The 26251-nt window shown below is 47.7% G+C and carries 20 protein-coding genes; 10 read left to right on the top strand and 10 right to left on the bottom strand.

Annotated features, from left to right (window positions below; all coding sequences use genetic code 11):
- The first annotated feature begins 310 nt into the window (after positions 1-310).
- The 4 genes from J7438_RS08250 to J7438_RS08235 all read left to right on the top strand — a co-directional run bounded on the left by J7438_RS08250 (position 311) and on the right by J7438_RS08235 (position 10084).
- Positions 311-3649, top strand: coding sequence for a hypothetical protein (locus tag J7438_RS08250; RefSeq protein ID WP_209276173.1), 3339 nt, complete (start codon positions 311-313; stop codon positions 3647-3649).
- Between the two features lie 293 nt (positions 3650-3942).
- On the top strand, positions 3943-7221 hold the full coding sequence (locus J7438_RS08245; protein WP_209276172.1) for a hypothetical protein: 3279 nt from the start codon (positions 3943-3945) through the stop codon (positions 7219-7221).
- A 164-nt stretch (positions 7222-7385) separates the two neighbouring features.
- Positions 7386-8762, top strand: coding sequence for an ankyrin repeat and SOCS box protein (locus J7438_RS08240; RefSeq protein ID WP_209276171.1), 1377 nt, complete (start codon positions 7386-7388; stop codon positions 8760-8762).
- A 1127-nt stretch (positions 8763-9889) separates the two neighbouring features.
- A complete protein-coding gene (locus J7438_RS08235) occupies positions 9890-10084 on the top strand; it encodes a hypothetical protein (protein WP_209276170.1) in 195 nt (64 codons plus the stop codon).
- Between the two features lie 122 nt (positions 10085-10206).
- Here J7438_RS08235 and J7438_RS08230 read toward each other — a convergent pair whose 3' ends face one another.
- Positions 10207-10884 carry a hypothetical protein gene (locus J7438_RS08230; protein ID WP_209276169.1) on the bottom strand — a complete coding sequence of 226 codons (678 nt, stop codon included), beginning with the start codon at positions 10882-10884 and terminating at the stop codon, positions 10207-10209.
- Between the two features lie 66 nt (positions 10885-10950).
- Positions 10951-11853: a TauD/TfdA dioxygenase family protein gene (locus J7438_RS08225; RefSeq protein ID WP_209276168.1), complete on the bottom strand. Its 903-nt coding sequence runs from the start codon at positions 11851-11853 to the stop codon at positions 10951-10953.
- Positions 11854-12168: 315 nt separating this feature from the next.
- On the opposite strand from J7438_RS08225, the gene J7438_RS08220 reads away from it, so the two are divergent.
- Positions 12169-13221, top strand: coding sequence for a hypothetical protein (locus J7438_RS08220; RefSeq protein ID WP_209276167.1), 1053 nt, complete (start codon positions 12169-12171; stop codon positions 13219-13221).
- 509 nt (positions 13222-13730) lie between these two features.
- Complete coding sequence (locus tag J7438_RS08215) at positions 13731-14288, top strand: hypothetical protein (RefSeq protein WP_209276166.1); 558 nt, start codon at positions 13731-13733, stop codon at positions 14286-14288.
- A 205-nt stretch (positions 14289-14493) separates the two neighbouring features.
- Here J7438_RS08215 and rsgA read toward each other — a convergent pair whose 3' ends face one another.
- Positions 14494-15531 (bottom strand): small ribosomal subunit biogenesis GTPase RsgA, encoded by a 1038-nt coding sequence (gene rsgA, locus J7438_RS08210; RefSeq protein ID WP_209276165.1) that lies wholly within the window; start codon positions 15529-15531, stop codon positions 14494-14496.
- A gap of 205 nt (positions 15532-15736) precedes the next feature.
- Between rsgA and orn the strand changes: the two genes are divergently transcribed.
- Complete coding sequence (gene orn, locus J7438_RS08205) at positions 15737-16276, top strand: oligoribonuclease (RefSeq protein WP_209200633.1); 540 nt, start codon at positions 15737-15739, stop codon at positions 16274-16276.
- A gap of 419 nt (positions 16277-16695) precedes the next feature.
- Positions 16696-18114, top strand: a complete 1419-nt coding sequence (locus tag J7438_RS08200) for an endonuclease/exonuclease/phosphatase family protein (RefSeq protein WP_209200632.1) — start codon at positions 16696-16698, stop codon at positions 18112-18114.
- 84 nt (positions 18115-18198) lie between these two features.
- Here J7438_RS08200 and J7438_RS08195 read toward each other — a convergent pair whose 3' ends face one another.
- The 6 genes from J7438_RS08195 to alc form a co-directional block, all read right to left on the bottom strand.
- The gene (locus J7438_RS08195) at positions 18199-19425 is read right to left on the bottom strand and encodes a urate hydroxylase PuuD (RefSeq protein ID WP_209200631.1); all 1227 of its coding nucleotides are present in this window, start codon (positions 19423-19425) and stop codon (positions 18199-18201) included.
- A gap of 80 nt (positions 19426-19505) precedes the next feature.
- A complete protein-coding gene (gene guaD / locus J7438_RS08190; RefSeq protein WP_209200630.1) occupies positions 19506-20822 on the bottom strand; it encodes a guanine deaminase in 1317 nt (438 codons plus the stop codon).
- Entirely contained in the window at positions 20819-21346 is a 528-nt protein-coding gene (locus J7438_RS08185; protein ID WP_209200629.1) for an ureidoglycolate lyase, read from the bottom strand. Before J7438_RS08185 ends, guaD begins: the two co-directional genes overlap by 4 nt.
- Positions 21347-21398: 52 nt before the next feature.
- The gene (gene uraH / locus J7438_RS08180) at positions 21399-21737 is read right to left on the bottom strand and encodes a hydroxyisourate hydrolase (protein WP_209200628.1); all 339 of its coding nucleotides are present in this window, start codon (positions 21735-21737) and stop codon (positions 21399-21401) included.
- Entirely contained in the window at positions 21734-22252 is a 519-nt protein-coding gene (uraD, locus tag J7438_RS08175; protein WP_209200627.1) for a 2-oxo-4-hydroxy-4-carboxy-5-ureidoimidazoline decarboxylase, read from the bottom strand. The genes uraH and uraD overlap by 4 nt, the downstream gene beginning before the upstream one ends.
- On the bottom strand, positions 22249-23310 hold the full coding sequence (alc, locus tag J7438_RS08170) for an allantoicase (RefSeq protein ID WP_209200626.1): 1062 nt from the start codon (positions 23308-23310) through the stop codon (positions 22249-22251). The genes uraD and alc overlap by 4 nt, the downstream gene beginning before the upstream one ends.
- Before the next feature lie 176 nt (positions 23311-23486).
- On the opposite strand from alc, the gene puuE reads away from it, so the two are divergent.
- Together puuE and J7438_RS08160 are read left to right on the top strand one after the other, a co-directional pair.
- Positions 23487-24419: an allantoinase PuuE gene (puuE, locus tag J7438_RS08165; RefSeq protein ID WP_209276164.1), complete on the top strand. Its 933-nt coding sequence runs from the start codon at positions 23487-23489 to the stop codon at positions 24417-24419.
- A gap of 32 nt (positions 24420-24451) precedes the next feature.
- Positions 24452-25528, top strand: coding sequence for a patatin-like phospholipase family protein (locus tag J7438_RS08160; protein ID WP_209276163.1), 1077 nt, complete (start codon positions 24452-24454; stop codon positions 25526-25528).
- Positions 25529-25657: 129 nt separating this feature from the next.
- Here J7438_RS08160 and J7438_RS08155 read toward each other — a convergent pair whose 3' ends face one another.
- Complete coding sequence (locus J7438_RS08155; RefSeq protein WP_209276162.1) at positions 25658-26227, bottom strand: arylesterase; 570 nt, start codon at positions 26225-26227, stop codon at positions 25658-25660.
- Positions 26228-26251: the final 24 nt, after the last annotated feature.

Raw genomic sequence — 26251 nt, 5'->3', positions numbered from 1 at the left:
AGTTGATAAATTACGTCAAAAGAGGGTAATCATAATAAGATTAATTTTATGTACTAAAGTTCCAAAATTAGCAGGCCCGGTGTTACGTAAACAAATATCAGTTATTGAATGTGTTCAAAATGAAAGACTTGCCTCCAACTCCTTGAGGGTAATTAATTCCATGGAACCAAATTGGATTAATTATGTCTGATTAATAAAACATATCCGATTATTACGTAAAGTTCTTTTAATAATAATTATGAACAATACCGAAAACACATTTACTTGTCCCCGGCCTGCCCCTGAGGCATACACCACTGGCTCAGAAGAATTGGCGGACACATCAACAACTGCCAGGGCTACTGCAATCAAACCAGAACTTCATTCCCCGGGCAGTGATATCATCAATGACCCGGAAAACTCTCAGCCCAGTGATTTATCACTGAGTGAAAGAAAGACGGAGACCAGTCCTGTCGATAAAACGTATCATGCACCTGAACTGACCTCAGCTGCCGGGCAGAGCCAGCCGGAACAGTCATCAGCCTTCTGTCCTGTCTCTGACGTGTTCATGAAGCCTCTGACTGATGATGATGACACCATTATGGGCACTCTTCCCTATTTCGACATGACACTGCCCAATCCCCTGGAAATTACCACCGGGGATATCCAAAAATTCAAGGACGAATTATCCATCTTTAAAATGGAACTTGATCAGGAATTTCTCAATGGAAAGTTTCTGGACACAGACAGTTACCAGTTCCATAGCTTAATCTGCAATAGACTGGCTTCGCTCAAGCATCTTGCTGATAAATATCAAGCATTCAAAGACAGTTCTTACAAACTTGTTGAATGGTATAACAAAACAGAAATGGCTTACAAAAGTCTCTATGGCAAATTGTCCAGACAGCTGTTTTTGAGTGATGATATGTGTAAGGAAATACTGAGGCTGGGCGAGCTCTATCGTGATCTCAACAAAATGTTATATCGATGGCCCTCTGGGGTTGAATACCCGCACCAGCAATCAATCAGCTTTCTCAGTGAATCTCTTGTTTGCCATTTGTCATATATCTGTTGTCTTGTGGAGGGCCTGATAAGATACGCTGATTTCAACAAATATATCGCCGTGCGGGCACCAGTAAATCCACTTAACTTTCACACAATTTTGCATGCGCCCCTCCGGGAACACCCTGACATAAAGCCACACGGAACTGGTACCTTGAATGAAGGCATCAGCAATATGCTCACTGCCATTGCCACAGGAACATGGGAAACCCTGAACAGGGAAGCTCCTCAAGATATCCTGAAAACCACCTCTAAATACCTTTTCAGTTCAATCGATCGATACAGGAATGAAGGGAGTGATCAAAAAAAATTCCAACCAGTCTGCATTAATCAAAAGACGATTGGGCAACATCTATTTTGTGCAGAGTTATTCCATGCTGCTTTAATGGCAGGACGATGGGACGAAGCCGATAAGGCTTGTGAAGCAACCACTCGAATAGTATTTCATGGCAAGTATTCACTGGAGCCGGTTATTCAGGCACTTAAACATAATAATAATACAGCAGGAATCAACATTGAGAACTGGCATAATGATTTTAATGAATACACACAATCCCGACCCTACCCCATTCACAAGTATTTTACCCTTGGGCTTGAAGCTGCGTCTACTTACCTGAGTACCCTTCTTGCTCACAAGGAGAGTGACACTGAGAAACAATCACCGTTAATAAAAGTAATGAAGACGGAAGATCTGATACAAATACTGAATGTTCTGGATACATGGGCAGACCAGTTGCAGAAGCTTGGATTTTTGACCAGTGAAGCAAGGGAAACCTGTAAATACCATCGCCGTTTATCTCTCGCCTGGCTAAGATTACTGACTCTGACCAACAATCACGAGATGGCCATCAAGAAGAGCTTTCATGAGGCCCAAAAGGCCATTATGCAACATACCCCCTTGGATGGGGTAACAAATGACAATCCGCAACAGCTTCCTGCGTACCTGAAATCCCGGCTGACACAAATACTTCTCCAGAATAATGATATTTTAAAGCTTATTAATAAAACGTGGAATGCACTCAATCCAAACATTAACATCTCAGAACTGAACAGAGAATCCTGTCTGCACCTAATTAAAATTTTTGCAGACGATGCACCAACACCGCACACCGAGTTATTGTTAACGTTCTTCCACTGCTGTTATCACTGTGCAATACTAGTTGAGCATATTTGTGAATGCGCTTCAATATTCGGTGATCTGGAGACCTGCCTTACCAGCATTCATACAAGTAAACCATCACACTCACTTAAGATGGCCAAAGAGAAATGGAAAGATGAAATCAGAGCAAATGCTTCCGGGATTAAAGAGAAAATTGATCAATTTGACAAGTTCAACCAAAATTTCAAAGCCTTTTTCATCCATGCTTTCAGCCACTTAAAAGAAATCAGAGAACACAGCAATAATGGGGAAGACAAATGCCTGAAAATTGTGCTTTCAGAGTCAATTCAGACTACTTTATACCACAGTTTGTTACAACTTCAGCATTTGAACTCTGCCCTGATTAACGTTAGCAGTAAACGGATCGACATTCTCAGGCATGAGTTTCCAACTATTGCCAACCTTGAACAGGCTACTGCTGGTTTTGGGAAAAGATTGAACAAAAATATTGCTTTCATAGCAAGGTGCTTAAAAGAACTGAATGACTCTAAAGAGCTATCATTAGCCAACACCACTGGCAGGCATAAACCGAATTCAGGCCAGATTAAAAAAGGTCAACGCAACAATCAAGTCATCAATCACAGTGATACTCTGGCAGGTTTTGCCAAAGCAATAACTATCTGGCCAGATACTCCGGAGACTCTCAGTAACAGAGCTGAATTTCAAGAGCAAATAGCCAGCGAAGTGCAGACGTTGCAACATCAAGGTTTGCCTGTGGTCTATCTGGGGAGCCGTGCTTATCAGACGCAGATTCAGTCACTTTGGGGGAATAATGCATTTGAGCTGGCAACCGGCAGCCATCTGTTACCAGCCGAAATATCTGATACAGTTATTAAACGCTCAGTCACGCCAAGAGATACCGATCTTTTGGTACTTGACCAGGAGAAATTCAGTGAAATCAAAACGCAACTCTGTATCCGTCTCAAGAAAGCCGCCGGCATAGACGACAACATGCCGGGGAAATATCAACTGATTACTCCCAACGATGACAACAAGTTTTACTACGGCAAAAACTGTTGCTGCTGCAACCTCATTGTTTCTTTAAGTGGAAGTTATTTCAGGAAAGACTGGGCTTATGTGGTTGACTTGATCTCCCCGATGGACTCAGGCCCGTCACCACTGCTGACTTACGACTCCCCCGTGCTGCCTTCTGGTGACTCGACCCAGGCAAGGCCACTTACCAGCATTATGATGGATGAACTCAACCTGGCAATCAATCAGGCTGTTAGCGTTAGCCCTGTTAGCGTTAGCCCTGCCCGTTCACTGATGGCAATGACGCGCATTAATGTCCTGGCAGTCCTTGAATATTTAGAGCCAAAGCTAGATCCCGTATCACGCATTGTGCTTATGCATGTTCTGGAGCGTCTTCAGAACAGTTACCCCGATCCAGCCCAGGAAAAACTGGCCAGCACTCTGCGTTCCAGGGCATTTAATATATCAGTCCTTTGACAACAGGTTTCAGGAAAAAATCAATATAGATAGGACCGGTGCACTCAACTCCTTGAGCATAATTAATTATGTGGAACCAAATCAGAGTAATTATGTCTGAATAATAAAGATATCCAGTTGTTACATGCCGTTCTTTAAAAATAATTATGCAAAATATCGAAAACACATGTACTCCGTTTGCTTTTCCCCGTCCTGCCCCTGACGAATACACCACTGAGCGCCGCTCAGAAGGATTGGTAAACACAGACCCAACGACAGCCGGAGCTTCTGTAATCAAACCAGAACTTCATTTCGTGAGTAGTGATAAAACCAATGGCCCGGAATACTCCCAGCCCAGTGATTTTTCACTGACCAAAAGGCAAACTGCGACCATTAAAGTAGATGAAACGTACCATACACCTGAATTGACCTCGGCTTCTGACCAGAGCCTTCCGGAACCCTCATCAGCCTCCTGCCCTGTTTCCGACGTGTTCATGAAGCCTCTGCCTGATGATAACAGCGTTGAGCGTACTCTTCCCGATTTCTGCATACCGTCGTCCCCTCAGAGAATTACGATAGGGAGTGTCCGAAACTTCAAGGAGGTATTATCCAACCATAGTGCGGAACTTGAGCAAGAATTCCTCAATAGAAAGTTTCTTGATACCGATCATCACCAGTTCCATAGATTAATCTACAATAGACTGGTTTCGCTCAGGTGTCTCGCCGATAAATATCTGGTATTCAGAGACAATGCATACCAACTTGTTGATTGGTATAACAAAAAAAAGTTCCCTTTCAAAAGTCAATATATCGAATTCTCCGAACAGCTGTTTTTGAGCGATGACATGTGTGAAGTAACGCTGCGGCTGGCCATGCAGTATCGTGTTCTCATCAAAATGCTATGCCAATGGTATCCCGGGGATGATTCCCCGGACCAGCAAGCAATCAGCTTTCTGAGTGAATATATTGCCTGCCATTTATCCTTTGTTTATTGTGTTGTGGAGACATTGATAAGAGGCGCTGACATCAGAGACAATATTGCCCTTCGGGCACCAGTAAAACCGCAAATCAGGAATTACCACTCAATTTTGCATGTGCCACCCCGGAAACGCCCTGGCTTTAATCCGAAAGAGTCTGACATGCTAAGAGAAGGGATCAGCGATATGCTCACTGCCATTGCTACAGGAGCATGGGAAGACTTTAAGAGTAAAGAGCCTATCCTGCATATCGTCTCTGATTATCTTTTCCAATCAATTGATCGATACAGGCAAGAATCTGGTGATCACGAATTTCAACCAGTCTGCGTGACCAATCAGACGATTGGGCAGCATCTATTCTGTGCAGATTTAATACATGCAGCTTCAATAGCAGGGCGATGGGATGAAACCAAAAAGGCTTGTGAAGCAACCACTCGAATAGTTTTCCACAACCAGTATTCACTGGAGCCGGTTATTCAAGCACTTAAACATAATAATACGGCTGAAATTAACATCGAAAGCTGGCATAGCGAACTTAATGAGCATAGACAATCCAGATATTACCCCCTTAGCTATTATTTCATCAAAGGGCTTGTAACTGCTTCTATTTACTTGAGTAACCTTATTGATCACAAGGAGGATGAAACTGAAAACCAGTCACTCTTAATACCGGTAGAGAAAACCGAGTATTTGCAAAAAACACTGGATGTTCTGAACCGATGGGGAGACCAGTTGCATGAGCTTGGCTTATTGCCCGATGAGGCAATGAAAGACTGCGCATTCTACCGTCGTTTACCTCTGGTCAGGAAAAGAATACAGACTCTGACCAACAATCACGAGATGACCATCAGGAATAGCTTTGATGAGGCCAAAAAAATCATCGTGCAGTATACTGCCGGGGATGGAATAACAAATGACAATCCGCAACCGCTTTCTGAATACCTGAAACCCTTCCTGGCACGCCCCCTGATCCAGAATCATGATATTTTAAAGCTCATTAATAAAGAGTGCGATGCATACAATCCAGGCATCAACATCTCAGAACTGGACAGAACATCCTGTGAATGGCTAACCAATATTTTTGCAAACCATGCACCATCACCGCACACTGAGTTATTGCTGACGTTCTCTCAGTGCAGTTATTACTGCGTAGTGCTCATTGAGCAAATTTGTGAATGCGCTTCAATATTCAGTGATCTGGAAGCCTGCCTTACCAGCATTTATACCAGTGATTCATCACACGCACCAAAGATGAGAAAAGAGAAATGGAATGAAAAAATCAAAGCAAATGCTTCCGGGATTAAAGAGAAAACTGATCAATTTCACAGGTTCAACCAAAACATCAAATCCAGTTTCAAAGATGCTTTCAGTCACTTAAACAAAATCAGGGAACACGTCATTAATGAACAAGACAAGTGCCTGAAAATTGTTCTGTTCGAGTCAATTCACGCTACTTTATACCATAGTTTGCAACAAATTAAGCATTTGAATGATGCCCTGGTTACCGTTATCAGTAAACGGGTCGACATTCTCAATAATGAGTTTCCAACTATTGCCAAGCTTGAACAGGCTTCAGCTTGTAACAGGAAAAGATTGAAAAAAAATATTGCTTTCATAGCAGGCTGCTTAAAAGACCTGAATATCTCTAAAGAGCTATCATTAGCCAAAACCACTATCAGTCATAAACCGAATCCAGTCCCGACTAATAATGGCCGCTCTAAAAAACAAACCAGCAAAAACCGTAATACTCTGGCAAATTTTGTCACAAACAATAACAAATCTGTCAGGTTAGATACTCCGAAGACCCTCACGGCAAGAGATTATTTTCATGAGCAAATAGCCAAGGGGGTCCAGGCGTTGAATCATGACGGGAAGCCTGTGGCATATTTGGGAAGCCGTGCTTACCAGGTACAGGTTCAGTCACTCTGGGGGAGCGAGGCATTTAAGCTGGCAACCAGCAGCGACCTGTTACCAGCCGAAATATTACCGGGTGTTATTCAACGCTCAGTCACGCCAAGGGATACCGATCTTTTGGTGCTTAACAGAGAGGATTTCAGTAGCATTAAAGATCAACTCTATGACTGGCTGAAGGAAGCTGCCAAGGAGGAGGGCGGCTTCTTGCCGGATGAGTATGAACCGGTTAAAACCAACGACTTCAATGAGGTTTACTACGGCATAAACTGTTGCTTCTGCAACCTCATTCTTCGTTTAAAAGGAACGTATACAAGGAAAGACTGGATTTATGTGGTTGACTTGATCACCCCGATGGAATCTGGCCCGTCAACACTGCTAAATTACGATTCCCCTGTGCTGGCTTCAGGTGACTCGACCCACGCCAGGTCACTTACCAGCATTATGATCGATGAACTCAACCTGGCAATCGGTCAGGCTGTTGGTCCTGCCCGCGCACTGATGGCAATGACGCGCATTAATGTCCTGGCAGTCCTTGAATATTTAGAGCCAAAGCTCGACTCCGTATCACGCATTGTCCTTATGCATGTTCTGGAGCGTCTTCAGAACAGTTACCCCGATCCAGCCCAGGGCAAACTGGCCAGCAATCTGCGCTCCAGGGCATTTAATATGGTTGCTCATGAAGGATCTAATGACACCAATTAAAAAACAGTGTCGTATATTGTCTGCCCCGCATTGCAAGCACAGTTTTTCATCATGACGAAAACGTCATGAGCTATTGCGATTAGCTGCCCAATCAGGAACTTTCATGACGTTTATCTCTCTAACAGAGATGCTGTCATATTATCCTGATTTTCCCGGGAGGTAGCGTGGGTCCAGCAGAAAGATTATCGAGTTTACTCCCGGTTGCCCCTAACCATCTGTCCAGCGACCACTATCCAGAAGATCAGATTACTACCCGTCAATTGCCAACCGCTGGCAACCAGTTTGAAGCGGGCACGATGCCCAGGCTGGCCAATCGTAAAGTGAAACCTGCTGAAACGCTCACCCCTGAACTGAACGGGCAACTGAACGGAGCGGATTCACTGTCCAGTGTATTAGGCCAATGTTGTTCAAGTCATGCAGCTCTGTCGACAGGTGACTTGAACACAGTGGATGATGAGGGATTTACACTAATGACCAGAGCCGCCTATTTTAATCAGCCCGAGCATGTCAGAAAGCTAATTCGTGCAAAAGCTGATGTGGACCGGGCCGACAATGCCAGCTGGACACCCCTGATAGCGGCTGCCGATCAGAACTGCACAGAAATCACCGGGATACTTTTGACTGCGGGGGCAGATATAGAGAAGACAGATTCAATGATGTTCGGCCCCTTGCATGCTGCTGCTGAAGTAGGCAACGAAGAGGTTACCCAGATGCTGTTGGCGGCCGGAGCAGATGTTGAAGCGGTCAACACGTATGGTTCAACTCCGCTGATGTCCGCCTGCCGCAAAGGGAATAAACAGGTGGTGAAACGACTTGTAGAATATGGTGCTGATATCAATGCAAGGAACTGCAAAACCTTCACCTCTGTCTTCCAGCTCGCCTGTTACTATGCCAATGAGTCCAGAGACACAGATATTCTCCGATTCCTGATCCGGCAAAAGGTAGAAGTCTTCACACTTGACCACAATCATTGGTTTCCGCTGCTGACGGTCATAGCAGGTGGTCTTTCCAGTGAGGTAGAGTTTATCCTGAGCAGGGGGTGGCAAAAGGCAGTCATGGGTTATGACTCCCGTGCATTTTACCTCGCCGCTCTCAATGGTGAGGATGAAATACTCAGAATTCTGTTTCAACAAATACCTGATAAAACCAGTGCGTTTCAATGCATTGCCAAGGTAACCTCACTGACAGGAAAGTTTCTTGTAGAAAGTCCACTGCGCATTATCGAAAGGAACTTTAATGAGATTCTGTCCATTGAGAATATTGTGGATAGCCCTTACTCATTAAAGTATTTGTGCCGGTCGATCATCAAACGATATGCAGCCACTGATCAGTATTTCGTTCTGGACCAGTTGCCATTACCTGAAAGTCTGAAAAAATACTGCTGGCAAATTCCTGTTTGTTTGTACAATAAACATGACGTTGCTATATGGGCTGATTTTGTCGAATCGCAACGTGTTGCTGATGAAGGTGTTGATAATGATAATGTGGGCAGTATCACTGCTGCCCGGTTAAGAAAAAAAGCAAAAAGCAATGCCATATGACTCCAGCATACTTTTATTGATAAATACCGGAAAGAACGGAAGTGTTGTCATATTCACGGTGTATCGGACCAGTATAATTACAACACTACCGGCGACGTTTATTTCTGCCACGCCCGATTGGGCGAGGATGTCTGTCTGAGTTTTTCTCTGGCTGAACAGTAATAGGCCGGGGTTGTTTAGTCGGACGGTCATCAACTGAACCCGTTGCCCTGGCAGTATCAGCTGTAATATCGCTACTGGTGCCGCTAACGTTAAACCGGGGCGTCAAGTTATCCGTGTGATGGCACTTACGATCTTTCAGATGCTCATCCGTTAAATAAACACTCAGGTCCAATAACAATGGTTTGCACGCTGCGGCACATAGCACACCACAGAAACCAGATGCTATGCAGCCGTATCCCAATTTAAATACCAGGCAGGAACAGCATCCCAGACACACCAATTCGGAGCATTCATTAAAGGTCGACTCTTGCACAGCCTGTCGTTCATTCTGACAGGATTGACAGTGCCGAAGATTGTTTCCACTTTGGGCCATTGCCTGATAGTTGCCTGAAATATTCATCGTTCAATAAATCCGGTTTGCCTGACTCATTGGATTGGACAGAATTTATTTACGATTGTTTCCGAACAGTGCCTTTAAAGGAAACATAGCCCAAAAAACCATAGAAAATTTGCCATATCCAGAATCATGACTATGATCCATGGTGTTCCGCCAAATGTTGTCTCTGTTATCAGGAATCATGCAGTAAAGCGGACGTACAAATAAACATTAACCATATAACTATGAAACACTGGAGATTTCCATGGAATCCATTTCTGGGGCCACTGTGCGCTCCGATTGTGTAAGTGCCGGTTTGCAACAACAAGAGCCCCGGACCAAGAGAAAAGGTCTGTGGAGTTGCTTTAGCTGTACCTCTGTTGACCAACCGAAAAGTGAACCCTACACACGAAGGTCAACGACAAATCTGCCAGATACTCCGTCGGGAAAATTCTCTCAGGGTCAAAGACAAACCATTAGAACGCATGTCAAAGCTCACCCCCCGAGCACATCTTCCATCTCCGGAAGCAAAAGTACTGGCAACTCCGAAACTTCCAGTTCCAAGCGAAACGGCTTGTTTATAGGATTGGTGTCAGGTGGTTTACTCGCCAGCAGCAGTCATCACAGCAGTAGTGCTTATGGTACTTATGGTAGTAGTAGTCACGATGACTACTCTGGTGGCGGTGGTTATAGCAGCGGTGTTTGCAGCGGCAGTGGTTACAGCGGAGGTGACTGTAGCTTCGGTGGCGGAGGCTGTGACTCCAGCTTCAGTGGCGGTTTTTGATCAGAACTTTTTGGTAGTTCTGTAGTAACAATAAAAGGCTGTTTGAAAATAGAAAGAACGGTAGGTCTTGTATCTTTACTATGTTCGAAAAGGCAGACCCCTGTTTACTTTCTATCTCTTATTTAATTTTTACTAATGGAAATTAACCGCTCAATATCTTTACATTTTTCATCAATGGCCTTTATTTCCCGGGATAGATTTTTATTCTCCAATTTCAATCTATCCTTTTCTGATTTCATCACTTTTATTTGCTTTTTGATGTATTTAACTTTAGCAACTTTTAATCCTCTACTTTTTTCAGAGTATTCTTTATTCTTCTCAGTTCTTCGCAAATATCTTACAAATTTACAAACCTCTTTATTTTCTTCTTTCTTGAGAATCTGATTAAGTTTTTGTACGGTTAACCCGGCAATTTCCTGACGAGTATATTGTCTTCCACTTATTTCAATGGGCTGATCCAAGGCCCGCTGTATATTTTGACCAGGTAAGACAGCGGGATCAGGTTTCTGGGAGATACTTGCTTGCCACGATTCTGAAGGCCGTGGACTCTGCCTGACAGCAATCTGGTGATCAGGAGTAGTTACTTTACAACTTTTCTTGCCGAGATCCGCAATGATGGGCCCTTCATCCATTGCTTTGCGCTTATTTATTCGCGGCTTTACCGGCTCTTCCGAAGTTGTTACCGTTTTGAACAATGTCCTTGATGTTTGCTGTTTTCCCCCCATAGCCTTTGAGCTGTACACGATGGAGTTAATTTTTGCAGCAGCAGTAGTGGCAAAAGAAAAATATGTTGAATTCATTTTTTCATTACCGGTTATTAATCATCCATTGGATTCGACAGATTTATAGTTGCAAGGTTCCCCACCTCAATAATTCGCTAGATGTCGCAGAGTGGTTTCTTCCCGGGCTACAACCCCTAACCTGAGGCCAACTCGCTGATGGTGCCTTGAGTCATAGGGTTGTCCACGGTGCATGACTTGAGAGTTATCCCAGAAAACAATATCGCCTTCCTGCCACCGGTGAGCGTAAATGACACAGCTGGCAAGGATTTCATCCAACAGTGCTTGCCAGAATGTTCTGGCCGCTTCAGGGTCCTTTTCAAGCCCAACCGGTATCGCTGTATCCGATCCCATGTAGAGCCCTTCCCTGGCAATCAGTTCATGTTCAGAAACCAGGGGGTGGGGTTTTAACGGTGTTTCCGCTGTCCATGAATCAGGCGTCAGAAAAGGTGGCGAGTGGATCAGTTTTACGGCTCTCAACTCTGCCTGCCGCTCAGGACTGAGCGCGCGCCAGGCTTCAAGCTGGTCGAGGAAGTGCGTTGTGTGAGGTTGTCCATCGCATCCGGTCCCGGGCACCTTGTGTATATGAAGCATCACGATATAGAGCGCATTCATTGCCAGTCCCTCCAGGCGGGGAAGCGCATCCTTGTCGTGATGCCATTGCCATGCAGCTGACTCCAGTGGGCGATCAACAGAGCCCAGGGGGTTGCCAAGTACGGCCACATGATTGCTGACCAGCTCAGGTGGTAAAGGTGGGCGATCCTTACGTTGGCGATTGTCGCCTATCATCATGGGACCGAAAGTATCCAGTGCAAATTGTTCCATCTCACTGGCGGTCAGATATTGCTTTCTGGCAAAGATCACCCCATGCTGCCAAAGCGCATGTTTCAGACCAAGCCTCTGGCTGCTGGTTAACGTTTTCAGGTTTAAACCCTGACACACTTCAAAGCCAAGCCTTGGGTGCTGGCTGGTGGTCTGATAGTTGATCATGATCGGCAGGCGGTGTTATCTGATACTGTTGAGTATAGGTAATCCTTGAACCGCAATGACACTTATCAAAAAAGATTGTACGACTGTCTTCTACGCCTTTTCCAGAGAAAAAACCGGTGTCAGGCCTTGAATCCTGAAGGTGTTCAAAAAGAAAGACCTGCCACCCAACTCCCTCCCTGTGTCCCGTTCGGCAGGCAGAGCAGATGCTGGCTATACTGGACGCTGTTTCATGAGCATCACACTCCGAACCTGTGATTTCCATGACTTGTCCGGGGCCATTTGCATTGCAATATTGATTTTGGATGATCGGGAAACATGAACGCAGTAGCCAGCGCCCAAAAACTGCCGCTGATGGGCAGTGCCTGTGGTCCAGTTACGGATATTTACCGCAACAAAGTGTTGTGGGGCGGATACCACATTTGCAATGTGGAGGCTTTTCCGGAAGAAAATAAAGAGTATCTCTATTCATTACCGAGGAGTATTTGCTTTGATTGTCAGGGATTGGCGCGCAACGCAGTACAAACAGCTTGCGTCTCCCTTCTGTGTGAAGACTGCAGCGAATACAGAACCCTGACAACCCCGCCAGGTCGTTTATGTCATATATGCACAGCTAATGGAAAACCTGCCACGCAGGAACACATAGATGCTTGCAAAGTGATCGAACCTTTTCCATTCAAAAGACGTGCGATCGACAAATTTTACCTCAAGTGTCCATTCACCGATTGTCAGTGGCAAGGCACGGTGGCTGAACTTTTCGGCATTCATGAAAGTGAACATCTGATGAATGCTTCCCCTGTCTCTCAACTTAAACATCTGTGCAGGACGGCCATTCAACGCCGCTTTGGTCATAATACTATTCTGTTAAGCGAATGCTGCGCTGTCTTGCGCTTACCTCTGGGGTTACAACAGTATCTGGCCAATGCGCCACCGGGTTACACGCCCAGCAACCGCTCAGCCAAAGCCTATGTAGAAAAGTACTTTGTGACATCCCCTGGTTTGCTGGTTTGCCTGTTGCTCAATAATAAGGACCGGGTGATGGCTACGTGGTCTACGGTCGTGCAGGATCCCTCTGATGCCGACAAAAAAAGAGCCGTAAAGCGCTTTATCCGCGAGCAGGCATTGGACCGCAAGGCGGTCTATATACAGTTTTACTACCACCCGAAAAAATGGGATCCCGCTTGTGAAGGTAATGACACCGTAGCTGAATCCTTGCGATGGAATTGTGTGCATTGGGACGCTTGCGACGATTTGGCGCATATTGATGGTGTGACACTTTGGAAAGTTTTCGTTAAGCAATTGATACTCCACGGTAGCTTTTCCAGGAAGAGCCTCTGCGTCAGGCACCAACCGGCCCGCCCTGTAGTTTGAGAGTGTCGTATTTGTGCAGGGCAACCGGGAAGCCAGATGACCAATTCTCATGACTGGCGAAGCCACGTTTTGGAGCACCTATGAACATGAACCCAGCAGTCAGCCGCCCGATACTGCCACTGATGGGCAGTGCCCATGGCGGCGTTGTAGATAGCGACAGTAACAGAGTGTTGTGGGGCGGATACGCTGTCAGCAATGCTCAGTGGTTGCCGGAAAACAGCGAGCGCATTCGGTTTCCAGAGAATCGCGTTTGCGTTGATTGTGGCGGAATACCACGAAGGGTAGTTCAGACAATGTGTGGCCATTTGCTATGCAAGGACTGTAGCCATTACAGAACCCTGGCACTACCAACAGATCGATTATGTCACCATTGCTCAGCTGAGAATAAGCCGGATACTCCAGAAAATATCAGTTATTGTAATTTGATTAACGTTGATAATTTCACGGGACGTAAAATCAGCAAATTTTACCTCAGGTGTCCATTTACTGGCTGTCAGTGGCAAGGTACCGTGGCTGAGCTTTATGGCCTGCACGAAGATGAACATCTGACGGTTGGTTCCCTGAAACATCTGTGCAGGCGGGCCATTCAACAGCAACTCTCCCAAAAAAGAATTGTGTCACGCGAATATGCGACACTGCCTCTCCCTCAGCAATTGAAACAGTATCTGGCCTTTACGCCGGCTTGTATTCCCAGCAATCAATCAGCCAAAGCGTACGTAGAAAGACATTTTGGGACAACAGATACCGGTGGTTTGCTGGCTTATTTATTTCTCAATCGCCAAGGGCGGGTGATTACTCTGGGGCATACGGTCATGAAAGACCCTTATGATAAACCCAAAACAGAAACCGTAAGGCATTCTGTCATCAAGCAGGCCGTGAATCTCAACGCGAGCCTGGTGCAATTTTACTATCGCCAGGACAATTGGCATTCACAGTACAGAGGCACGGGTACCGTAATTGAAAGCTTGAGGAAAGAACCATTTTTCCAGTGTGTTTTTGCATTGAAGCAGATTGGCTGTGCACAACTTTGGAAAGCTATTGTGCCACATAGCAAGGACCTTGTGTGAAAACCAGTGTCTTGGATGTGTTCAAAAATTGAGAGATTTGAATGGAACCACAAAGCACACAAAGAGCACTAAGAAGAGCTTTTCTTTTCCTTTGTGCTCTTTGTGTGCTTTGTGGTTCAAATCGCAGGGTGCCTTAAAGCCTACGTATGGCAAGACTTTCACTCTTAAGTCAGTACCACTTTATGGGTATTAACGCTTTTCTGCCCTATGCTTTTTCCAGAGAATTCAAAATATTCTGGTAGCTGTCCATTCTTTCCTGAAGAATATCGCCATTCAGGAGGGCCTGACGAATAGCGCAACCCGGCTCCTGTTCATGACTGCAATCCCTGAACTTGCAGTGCCCGATAAAGGGACGAAACTCCTTAAAGCCGTGCAACACGTCTTCCGGTTCCATATGCCAAAGCCCGAATTCCCGAATCCCCGGGGAGTCAATCAGCATACCACCGGCCGGGAAGTGGAATAGCCTGGCTGCCGTGGTGGTATGGGTGCCTTTGCCGGTGCTTTCAGACAGCGGGCCGACCTTGGTATCAACGCCGGGCAGCAGTGTATTGACCAGGGAAGACTTTCCGACACCGCTTTGGCCGACGAAAACGCTGGTATGTTCATTCAGAAGGTTCTTGAGTTCATTGAGCCCATCTTCCGTCCGGGTGGAGGCTTTAAGTACGCGGTAGCCAATACGCTCATAGTTAATCAGCATATCGTCAAGCTCTTTACTGAAAGATGGACGGCTCGCTCCACCTTCCAGCAAATCGGTTTTATTGAGCAGGATGACCGGCTCAATACCAACGGTCTCCGCAGCCACCAGATAACGGTCAATCAGGTTTGAATGAGGAACAGGAACCGGGGCGATGACCAGAACAATGTAGTCAATATTGCTGGCAACCGGCTTTAGCTGTCCTCGCATATCCGGTCTGGATAACAGGCTGTCACGGTCCTCAAGTGCCACTACCACCCCCATGCCGCCTTTGCTGGAGGCTCTCCAGACAATACGGTCACCAGTCACCAGTGGTGGCAGGTTGGCCCTCAGGTGGCAGCGATAGGTCTCACCGGGTTTGCCAATGGGTTCGATATCCAGCTGTGCGCCATAGTGGGCAATAATCAGCCCTGGTTGCTCTGGTCCCAGGGAATCATCCTGAAGTTCCAGGGTAATCTTATCCTCACGCTTTTGGGCGCGGGCTTTGCGTTCTTCCTGAATTTTCTCGATGCGCCAGCTTTGTTTGCGCGTTAGTTTGCGCTTACTCATGATGTGCGGGAGAGAGCCTGATTTGTAAGGTTGGACAGTATCATAAATTTGTGTTGAGCTGATTTCGCTGCAATTATGAATGAAGTAGACTTATTATGTCAGCTGATTCGTTATCTGCCCTTAAATTGATCCATCTTTTTTCAGCGACAGGACAGGTAATTATCAAACCGTTCAGACTTTCTAAACTTTGACGACCGGGTGTTGGATGGCTAAATCGGATAATCTCATATGGATCGACCTGGAAATGACAGGCCTGGATCCAGTCAATGATCGGATTCTTGAGATCGCGACAATTGTTACCGATGGCCAGTTGAACATTCTGGAGGAAGGTCCAGTTCTCGCTGTTCACCAGAATGATGATGTTCTGGGTGCCATGAATGAGTGGTGTGTTAAGACTCACGGAGCCACAGGCCTGACGGATCGGGTAAGAGCCAGCACTATCAGTGAAAGGCAGGCTGAACAGATGACCCTGGATTTTCTCCGCCAACACGTTGACCAGGGTATTTCACCAATGTGCGGTAACTCCATCGGTCAGGACCGCCGTTTCCTCTGGCAATATATGCCAGAGCTGCACGACTACTTCCACTATCGGAATATTGATGTCAGCACCCTGAAAGAGCTGGCTCGTCGCTGGCAGCCGGAGTTACTGGAGCAGTTTACCAAGAAGGGTGTTCACCTTGCGCTGGAAGATATCCGTGAGTCCATTGATGAACTTCGGTTTTATCGGCAGCACTTTATCAAATAGCACTTATCATAAAGGTTAATGACCCGCCCCATCTGATGATAGACTCTGACAGGTTAGCCGCTGCATTAGGTTGGACATTAAGCTTATCCCTCCTTTAATTGGGGTTTCGGATGGAACCACGAAGAACACAAAGAAGAGCTATTCTTTTCCTTCGTGCTCTTCGTGTCCTTCGTGGTTCCATCTTTAACTTGCCGAAGAGAGTAGTAGGCGCTTAATGTCTACCCTAAGAGCCGCTGCAGTACTCACCTGAGGTGATATCGCCAGGGAAATCAGGTGCTCATGCTCGCTGAAATTATCTTGAATGCCCTGCTGTCAGGTGTACAAAGATTAATCACTTGGTTTGATCTGCATCAATAGTGTACAACAGACTTTCCATGCACAATAATCCACCTGATTAACCACCGCTTACTTCCCCCCCCATGAATGTAAAAAAGACCCTGCTGGCCGCTGTGCTGGCTACTTCCACTATCCTGTTATCTGGCTGTAATGAAGAGTTTGTAACCGAACCAATAATGCCAGTGGATGTCAAGTTCGCTTCATTTAACGTATCGTTTGCTGTCGATGGTGACGCGGCAGAAAACTACCAGCGCTGGGTTGAGTTTTTCAGCATCACGCCAGAGGAACAGAACCAGTTGATTGCCATCTGGAAACAGGATGTTGCCGGTGGTACTGAATCTGACGTGCATGCCAGGGCAGAGCGGGTGATACAGATTCGTAATATTGCTGCCATCATCCAGAAGAACCGGCCTGATGTATTGCTGCTCACCGAGTTCAATAACGATGGTGAAGGCAAGGATATGACCGCGCTGGCCAACTTCCAGAAAAACTATCTGTCGGTTTCCCAAAGTATGAACAGTGTCGACGGGGGCGATATGCTGGAGCCGATTCACTACCCGTTTGTTCAGAACTATGCCACTAATACCGGTCTGTTGCCCACAGACACCAGTCTGGATTTTGGCAATGACGGCGCTGGACCCACATTGCCCAATGATGCCTACGGCTTTGGTTTTTATCATGGGCACTACGGCTTTGCCCTGATGTCGAGGTTTGAGATTGATGCCGACAACACCCGCACCTTTCAAACGTTCAAGTGGAAAGATCTGCCTGAAGAAGTTGTGATTCCGACCATTATTAACTGTGAAGATCCCGACAACCCAATTCCTGAGGGCATGAAATGTAACGATAACTGGTACAACGATAAGGAGTTTCAGGAGCTGCGACTCAGCTCGAAAAACCATGTGGATGCGCCAATTATTATCCCCACACCCAGTGGCAACAAGGTTATCCACGCCCTGCTGTCCCACCCGACGCCGGCAGCTTTTGATCCCCTGGCCCACCATAACCGCTATCGCAACGGTGCTGAAAATAAATTGTGGATGCACTACCTGAATGGTGAACCAAGCCTCTATGACGACCAGGGCAATACCGGCGGCTTTACCGGTGAGGACTTTGTGATTATGGGTGACCTGAATGCCGACACGGAGTTCTCCAGCGGTCAGAATTATGGCATTCGAGAACTTATGATCTTCCATCCGCTGGTCAATAACGAGGTCAGTCATCCGGCTGGCAAGTATTTACCAGTCAGCGAAGGTGCCAGGCTGGAAGATAACAGCAAAGGCCACCCTTACCCTGAAACCCGCACCAGTACCTTTGGGAGCCGGGTAGACTATGCCGTGCCGTCGTTGACGCTGAATGTGGTGGATTCCGGTGTCTACTGGCAGGCAGAGGGCGAACCGGGACGTCTGCTGTTTAATGACCCCAGGGTAGGAGACCGTGGTACCGATAAAGAAGTTTCCTCAGATCACCGCTTTGTCTGGGTGACCGTTCGCCTCAACTGATTATGTGACCCGGACGACTCTGTACCGGGTCTTCTTTATATCCACTCTTAAGCAAGTGGCATTACTGAAAGAGAGGCTTCAACATCATGAATCATTCGATCCACCCGCTCTGAGTTGTTGATACCACAGGCCAAGCAACTTGCGCTCTTCATCGGTCATGCCCGTGCGATTAGCCAATGGCATAATCTGAGTCTGTACGGTCTGGCTATAAATCTTATCAGCCTTGTTGGCGATGGAATCATAGTCGTGGAAAACCAGGCCACCGGGCGGTGACTGAAAGAGAGGATCTGTCGGTGTTGCCGAGTGACAGGTGCTGCATCGGGCAGTAACCAGCTCAACAATATCGCCCTGTTCCACAGCCGGTTGCTCTGCCATCGGTGCCTGCTGTGCAGCCATTTGTGGTCGGATAATAAAGGCCAGAGTCAACATCAACACCGCCGCTGCAGGCCATAGCCAGGTTAAAATGGCACCCTGATTGCGTCGGTTGAAGAAATGACGAACCAGTACTGAAGCCGCTGCCAGAACCGCCAGAATTGCCCAGTTCCACTGGCTGCCAAAGGTCATGGCATAGTGACCACTGATCATGATAAACAACAACGGCAGTGTGAAGTAATTGTTGTGGCGAGAGCGCAGCAGGGCATGCCTGGCACTCTTTCCAAGACAAGAAGGATCAAAACTGGTATCCCCCTGTTCAGCGGCGGCAACCAGTTTTCTCTGGGAAGGGATAATCACCCTGAACACATTTCCCACCATCAGGGTACCAATCAGCGCACCGACATGAATATAGGCGGCACGGCCACTGAACAGTTGTGCGTAGCCCCAGGCGGCAAACACCACCAGCGAGAACAGCACCAGGCTGAACAGTGTTTCCTGTTTGAATAGCGGTGATTTACACAACAGGTCATAAATCAGCCAGGCCGTTAGCAGGCTGAAGATACTGATGGCAATGGCCTGAATGGGCGTCAGCGCAGACTGCGGTGCCAGTAAATAACTCTCTGCCCCCCAGTAATAAATAATGGCCAGCAAGCCCATGCCGCTCAGCCAGGTGACATAAGCCTCCCATTTAAACCAATGCAGCGTTGTCGGCAGTTTTTCCGGGGCAAGATGATATTTATTCACTTCATAAATACCGCCGCCGTGCAGCGCCCACAACTCACCTTTGATGCCTTTTTTCTGCTTGTTTGCTGGCGCTGCTTCCAACCGCCCTTCCAGCCAGTTGAAATAAAAGGATGCGCCAATCCAGGCGACACCGGCAGTCACATGTAGCCAGCGAAATAGCAGGTTTAACCACTCTTGTAGATAGGATTCCATGGTTCAATACTCATTTTATTAGTGAAAATGCTGAGCGACGGTTGTTATAGACGTAATGGTGTCGTCAGCACTTCCGGCTTTCAGGCTTCCTGACCCATGATGATGGTTTGTTCAATGACCCGGTCATCGCCCATCACCATCAACACGCCAAGCAACTCTTCCAGTGCCCTTTGTTCGCTGTAGGCACTTATCTTTTCCGTTCTAAATTGAAGCATTGGGGTAGCCGCCGGATTGAGCACCAGAAAATCCGCTTCATTGCCTGTGCGGAAGCTACCGATCTTGTCGTCAAGATGAAGTGCCCTGGCACCTCCCAATGTGGCCAGGTAAAAAGCTTGAAGCGGCGAGATGGTTTCCTCCCGCAACTGAGATACCTGATAAGCGTCTTTCATGGTATTGAGCAGGCAGAGACTGGTTCCCCCACCCACATCGGTACCAAGACCGGTGGGGATACCATGGGCCTTAGCCCGGTTCAGATTAAACAGCCCGCTACCGAGAAACAGGTTGGAGCCCGGGCAAAAGGCGATGGATGAGCCGGAACTGCCCATTCGCTGCCAACTGTGGTCACACAGGTGGACGGAGTGGGCAAATACGGACCGGGGGCCCAGCAAGCCATGCTGATCGTACACATCCACATAGTGTTTGCTGTCCGGGAACAGTTCCTGAACCCAGTCAATCTCTTTCGGGTTTTCCGAGAGGTGGGTGTGCAGATAAAGACCATCATGTTCCCGCAATAATCGGCCAGCCATCTGCAACTGTTCCGATGATGAGGTAGGGGCAAAGCGCGGGGTCACTGCATACGACAATCGCCCTTTGTTATGCCACCGGTTGATCAATGCTTTACTGTCTTCGTAGCTGCTTTCAGGGGTATCAAGCAGATAGTCAGGGGCATTACGATCCATCATCACCTTGCCTGCGATCATACGCAGATTTCGTTGATGGGCTTGTTGAAAAAAAGCATCAACGGACTGAGGTGCCACGGTACCAAACACCAGGGCTGTGGTGGTTCCATGGCTTAGGCATTGGTCCAGAAAGAACCGTGCAATCTCACTGGCATACTGCTCATCAGCAAACTTCTGCTCTGCCGGAAATGTGTACTGGTTGAGCCAGTCCAGTAACTGGACACCGCAGCCTGCCAATACTTCAAGCTGTGGATAATGTACGTGTGTATCAATAAAACCCGGAACCAGAAGGCGACCGGTCAGGTCTTTTATTTCTGTTCCGGCGGGCAGATTCTTAAAGACCTGATCGGAGGGACCGCATCGGGTTATCAGACCATCTTCAACCAGAAGGGCACCGTCTTCGAAAAACTCCCAGGAGTCCTCTGAACCCTGTTGTTTTGCCGGATCCTCCAGAAAGTGCAGGACAGAGGCTCGCCAAACTACCGATTGACTCATCATGGCACCTCCACGATATACGGCACAGACATCAAGACCTCATCACAGTTATCACCGGGTCCCTTACGATCAATCACCAGATACTCTTCTCCGCCATCATCTCCACCAGCAATGGACAGCAAAGGGTGATGCCAAACACCAGGGTGGTAGGTGACTCCCTGTTTACCGTTGGTGAGAAAGCAGCGAATGGATGACCACTCGGGTGTTGAGCCGTCACTGGAGTCAGGGGCCACCACCACCAGAAAGCGCTGGCCTGCCAGGGGCATAAATGTCTGGCTACCCAGTGGGTGTCGTTCTAGCAGGTCCAGTTGATAATCGTGGTTAATCGGGGCTGTTTTATAGATATGTATTGTCGTGTAACCCTGATCGTCCGTGGTGACTGATGTCAGGTCGCTGTATTTCTGACAACGCCCCTGATTGATCACCAACGGTACATCTCGGGTTTCGAGTACATCACCAAAAGGTTCAAAGGCTTCACGGGTCAGTATTTCCACCTTCAGCGTCTGGGCTGGTATTTCTTTATCCATAAGCCTTGTTCTCGTTCTTATTATATTGAGTCAATCAGCTGCTTGTGATGGCTTAACTACCCCGATAGGTAGAGTAGCCATAGGGTGATAACAGCAGCGGCACATGGTGATGACGGTCATCACTGACTTCAAAAGTCACCACAACTTCCGGATAAAAGCACTGGACTTTATGCTTCTGGAAATAATCCTTAATGGCGAAATGCAGCTGATAAACCCCTTTGGAAAGGTTCAGGTCATCTGTCGCCAGGTTTGGAATGCGACCATCATTGTTGGTGACGCCACTGCCAACTGGGTTCCAGTTATCTCCTTCCTGTTTTGACAGGGAGACAGGGACTCCTTCTGCCGGTAAGCCGCTACCGGTATCCAGAATATGGGTGCTGATGCCGGTCATGCCATTGGCCTCCATTCAATCAGTTTGTTCAGACGTAGCCGGGTTATCTTATGTTGCTCGGCAGCGGCAATCTTCAGTTCATGTTCCGGCTGGTTATTCAGCCGGTCATTCAGCAGTGACAGCATCTGATCCGCTGACTTCCCGGTGGCACAGACAATGAAGATATAGCCAAAGCGGGTTTCGTAAGCGGTGTTACCTTCTGCTAACGCCTTGAGTGTTTCGTCACTGGCAGTGGCTGCGCCTGATTGCTCATGACCGGCCATATCACGGGTGTTGGCGTATTTTGCTTTCAGGCTGTTTACGTCGCCAATCTTCGGGTGGCCTGCAAAAGCCTGTAGATAATCTTTTTCTCCACAAGCGGACCAACTGGTGTCCGCTGTGGATAGAAGCTCATCCTGACTGGAGTACGGTCGGTTGTTCGCCATGAATTCCAGCCAATGATCACTGGTACAGCATTGGCGGAAAAAATATCTGGCGCTATCAATATCCAGACTGTTCAGTTCATCAAGTGTCATGAACTACTCCCCTCAACACCGCTCTCATAACCGCTCTCAAAGCCAAGAACGCGAAGCCTTGATACACCCCCATCAGGGAATATATTCAGACGCACATGGGTGTATGGTTGTTCCGTGTTCTGCAACTCATTCAAGAACCGATGGTTGCGATGAGCATGCAGTTTCTGTTCCGGAAGAATGGTATGCCATTGCACAGGATCCGTTGCATCTTCAGGGTTATCCCCAGCAAAGGTACAGGCCTCCAGGCTGCAACGGTCAGGGTAGTTACCCTTGAAGTGCAAGGTATCCACTTCTACGCGATGAATAGTGCCGGGCAGAGCCAGCTTGACCATCATCCAGTCATTACCGCCCTGCCGCCGACGTCTGGTTTCCCAGCCATTATGCATATCGACACCACGCCCTGGCAGTAACAGGTTTTGCATAGGGCCGAAGAATGAGTCACTGCAGGCTACGGAGCGGCCACCGTTCATCAGTGCCGCCAGATCCAGGGGCTCACCCGGTAAGCGATGGCGCTGATCAAGATGAACCTTGCCATAAACCCGGAGACGGGCAACACCACCATCCGGGTAAATTCTCAAACGAATATGGCTGGCTACTCTTGGTTGAAGAGCGAGCTGATCCAGAGTAATCAGGTTTCTGCAATCGGGTTTTACGTCCACCCGATCCGTCAGCGGTAGCCAGTTGCTCTGTTCGTTGGGATCAGCGTCATCAAGCAGGTAGTCCAGCTGCACCGCGCCGGGGGCATTACCTTTAAAGTGACGTGTATCAATATCCAGCGCTTCGATTTCACCCACAGCAGCCAGGCGCACAATGACCCAGTCACAGCCTTCATAACCCGGTGCATCGCGACGACGACGTGACTCCCAGCCATCCATCCATTTGCCGTAGGCCGTATATTTTTCTGGCAGAAATATAGGGTCCTCTGCCAGTAGCAGGTTATCTTTTTCGGCAAAGAAATCATCGCTGCAGTCGAGAACATCCCCACCCAGCGCACGGGCTGCCAGATCAATTCTTGTCTGCTGCCACTGTGCGGCGAGATCATCAGAAGAGTTATTCATTAATGTGTTGAACCTGCTGTTATTATTTTTCAGTGCATTGATAGCGGCAAACTTGTATGAGCCTTGTACCACTTTATCCTGATAGAATAGGTTTTATTATTTGACCATTTAGTCAATTTTTTGAGCATTTATGCCATAGAACCCATCAGGCAGGCAATAAAAAAATGGAGAGCCCAATGAAGTTCGACCCTCTTTTAACGACAGATGACTACCCAAGAGACCTGATAGGTTATGGCAAAACGACGCCTGATCCCCAGTGGCCGGGTAATAGCAGAATAGCGGTTCAGTTTGTTATCAATTACGAAGAAGGCGGCGAGAACTGTATTCTTCACGGTGATGAAGCATCGGAGGCATTTCTCTCGGAAATCATTGGTGCTCCGGCTCATAAGGGCATGCGTCATATCAGTATGGAGTCGATCTATGAGTACGGTTCAAGGGCCGGGTTCTGGCGACTTCACCGGCTGTTCTCCCAGAGGCAGATACCGGTCACTGTGTACGGTGTCGCCATGGCCATGGCACGCAATCCGGAAGCTGTCAGCGCCATGATTGAGTCCGACTGGGAGATTGCCAGCCATGGTTATCGCTGGATTGACTATCAGTTTATGGACGTTGATGAAGAGCGTCGTCATATGCAGGAAGCGATTCGTCTGCACACCGAAGTGACCGGTAAGCGCCCAACCGGTTGGTATACCGGACGTTGCAGTCCAAATACCGAGCAGCTGGTAGTGGAAGAGGGAGGTTTTTTATATCACGCCGATAGCTATGCGGATGACCTTCCCTACTGGGATACCCGGTTTGGTAAACCCCAGCTGGTGGTTCCCTATACGCTGGACTGCAATGATATGCGTTTTGCCACCGCCCAGGGTTTTAACAGCGGCGATCAGTTCTTCAGTTATCTGAAGGACGCTTTCGATGTACTTTATGAAGAAGGTGCTACTGCTCCCAAAATGCTGTCGGTAGGCCTTCATTGTCGTTTGGTTGGACGACCGGGAAGAGCGGCAGCCCTGGCCCGTTTCCTGGATTATGTGCAATCCAGGGAGCAGGTATGGCTATGTACACGGGAACAGATTGCCCAACACTGGCATACTCATCATCCTTATAATCGATAACACTGGTTGGGAATTTTCAGGGGGAGCGGTGTATGGGCAGTCTGATTGATATTCAGGCCGGGGCAAAGGCATTGGAAAGTATTCGTGCCAATGGTTTGCCCCAGGAGAGTGTCAAGGTCATGGTAGGCGCTTCTGGTGGTCCAAAGTGGTTTGTGCTCAGTGGCTTGGATAAAGCCCTGCTGGGTGAATACTTCAGCCACAGAACATCACCGCTGGATCTGATTGGCACCTCTGCCGGCAGCTGGCGCTTTAGCTGTTACAGCCAGGATGACCCTCTGGCTGCCCATGAGCGTTTTGAACAGGGCTATATTTATACCAGTTATTCCAGCAAGCCAGATGCTGCTGAAATAAGTCGTAAAGCCAGGGAGTTGGTAGAAACGATCGTTTCCTCCGATAGTGTCGGACAGATCCTTGATAATCCGGTTTTTCGTTTTAATCTGATTGCCGTGAGAAGCCATGGACTGGTCGCTTCTGAACGCAAACCGCTACAAATAGCGGGCCTGGGGCTTGCCGCTACGGGAAACTTGATTAATAGAAAATATTTGTCGTCATTTTTTACCCGTACTCTTTTCTATCATCCAGCCTATGACACTTCAGAGAAGCCTGCTTTTTATCATGCCGATGATCTTCCGACTGAGCGTGTGCGACTGACGGCAACCAATCTGGTGGATGCCATTATGGCCTCTGGTGCCATTCCTGCGGTGATGAAGGGTGTGAAGAATATCTCTGGTGCGCCCGCAGGCTGCTATCGGGATGGCGGGCTTACCGATTACCACTTCGATATGCGCTTTCATCAGGGTGATGGTCTGGTGCTTTACCCACACTTTTACTCAAGGATGATTCCCGGCTGGTTTGATAAGGCCTTAAAGCATCGCAGGCCGTTGCCACAGAATACCGACAATATGGTACTGGTTTCGCCGTCACAGGCATTTGTTGACCGGCTTCCCTATGGAAAAATACCCGATCGCAATGATTTTGCCCGATTTACCTACGATGAACGGGTGCGCTACTGGCAGCGGGTGGTTAATGAGAGCAAGCGGCTGGGGGATGAATTTCTGGAACTGGTTTCGGGTAATAAAGTACAACAGGTGGTTAAGGAACTGTCCTGAAATAACTTCCACATCCGATGTTGTCCAGTAAAGAAAAAACCTTGCCACGGAGTCACGAAGAAAAGAAAAAATCTTTTCCTCTGAGACTGCCTCCGTGGCGAACAAGAGGAAGTTATTCAGGGACAATTCCTAAGCCCCAGGCTTAATCATCGAGAGGGTTGACTGCTGCAACCGGGGTTGCAGCTCAGGCCATACATTGTTTAACAGGATTGGCTGGGCGGCTTCCGTCGGGTGAATCCCGTCCGGTTGATTGAGTGAATCATTGCCTGCAACGCCATCCAGGAAGAAGGGAATCACTGGTATGTCCCACTTTTTACCCAGCCCATGAAAAGTTTCTGTAAAACGTCGGGTATAGACCGGTCCGTAGTTGGGTGGGATCTTCATTTCAAAGAGAATAATGTCAGAATTGTATTCCCGGGTCAGGGCGATCATCTGATCAAGGTTGGATTTGATGGTTTTCAGCGGCTTTCCCTGCAGACCATCGTTGGCACCCAGCTGCAGTAACACCAGGTCCGGGTTGGTCTGTGCCAGTGTTTTCCGGAATCGGCTCAGGCCTCCGGCGGTGGTTTCGCCACTGATACTGACATTGGCAATTTTCCAGGGGTACTGATGGCTGTCGATTTTTTCCTGAAGTAATTGCACCCAACCCCGATTGATATCCGTAAGACCGTAGGCAGCACTAAGACTGTCGCCATACACTAATAGTGTTTTTTCTGAAGCTGA

The organism is Thalassotalea sp. G20_0 (assembly GCF_017744175.1).
Taxonomy (GTDB): domain Bacteria; phylum Pseudomonadota; class Gammaproteobacteria; order Pseudomonadales; family Endozoicomonadaceae; genus Endozoicomonas.
The sequence above is the reverse complement of the archived record's forward strand: the minus strand, read 5'-3'. Positions and strand labels throughout refer to the sequence as shown.

Coding starts and splice junctions, on each gene's coding strand:
- J7438_RS08230 (WP_209276169.1), bottom strand. CDS start 10,884: ATGAATTCAACATATTTTTCTTTTGCCACTACTGCTGCTGCAAAAATT.
- J7438_RS08225 (WP_209276168.1), bottom strand. CDS start 11,853: ATGATCAACTATCAGACCACCAGCCAGCACCCAAGGCTTGGCTTTGAA.
- J7438_RS08220 (WP_209276167.1), top strand. CDS start 12,169: ATGAACGCAGTAGCCAGCGCCCAAAAACTGCCGCTGATGGGCAGTGCC.
- rsgA (WP_209276165.1), bottom strand. CDS start 15,531: ATGAGTAAGCGCAAACTAACGCGCAAACAAAGCTGGCGCATCGAGAAA.
- orn (WP_209200633.1), top strand. CDS start 15,737: ATGGCTAAATCGGATAATCTCATATGGATCGACCTGGAAATGACAGGC.
- J7438_RS08200 (WP_209200632.1), top strand. CDS start 16,696: ATGAATGTAAAAAAGACCCTGCTGGCCGCTGTGCTGGCTACTTCCACT.
- J7438_RS08195 (WP_209200631.1), bottom strand. CDS start 19,425: ATGGAATCCTATCTACAAGAGTGGTTAAACCTGCTATTTCGCTGGCTA.
- guaD (WP_209200630.1), bottom strand. CDS start 20,822: ATGATGAGTCAATCGGTAGTTTGGCGAGCCTCTGTCCTGCACTTTCTG.
- J7438_RS08185 (WP_209200629.1), bottom strand. CDS start 21,346: ATGGATAAAGAAATACCAGCCCAGACGCTGAAGGTGGAAATACTGACC.
- uraH (WP_209200628.1), bottom strand. CDS start 21,737: ATGACCGGCATCAGCACCCATATTCTGGATACCGGTAGCGGCTTACCG.
- uraD (WP_209200627.1), bottom strand. CDS start 22,252: ATGACACTTGATGAACTGAACAGTCTGGATATTGATAGCGCCAGATAT.
- alc (WP_209200626.1), bottom strand. CDS start 23,310: ATGAATAACTCTTCTGATGATCTCGCCGCACAGTGGCAGCAGACAAGA.
- puuE (WP_209276164.1), top strand. CDS start 23,487: ATGAAGTTCGACCCTCTTTTAACGACAGATGACTACCCAAGAGACCTG.
- J7438_RS08160 (WP_209276163.1), top strand. CDS start 24,452: ATGGGCAGTCTGATTGATATTCAGGCCGGGGCAAAGGCATTGGAAAGT.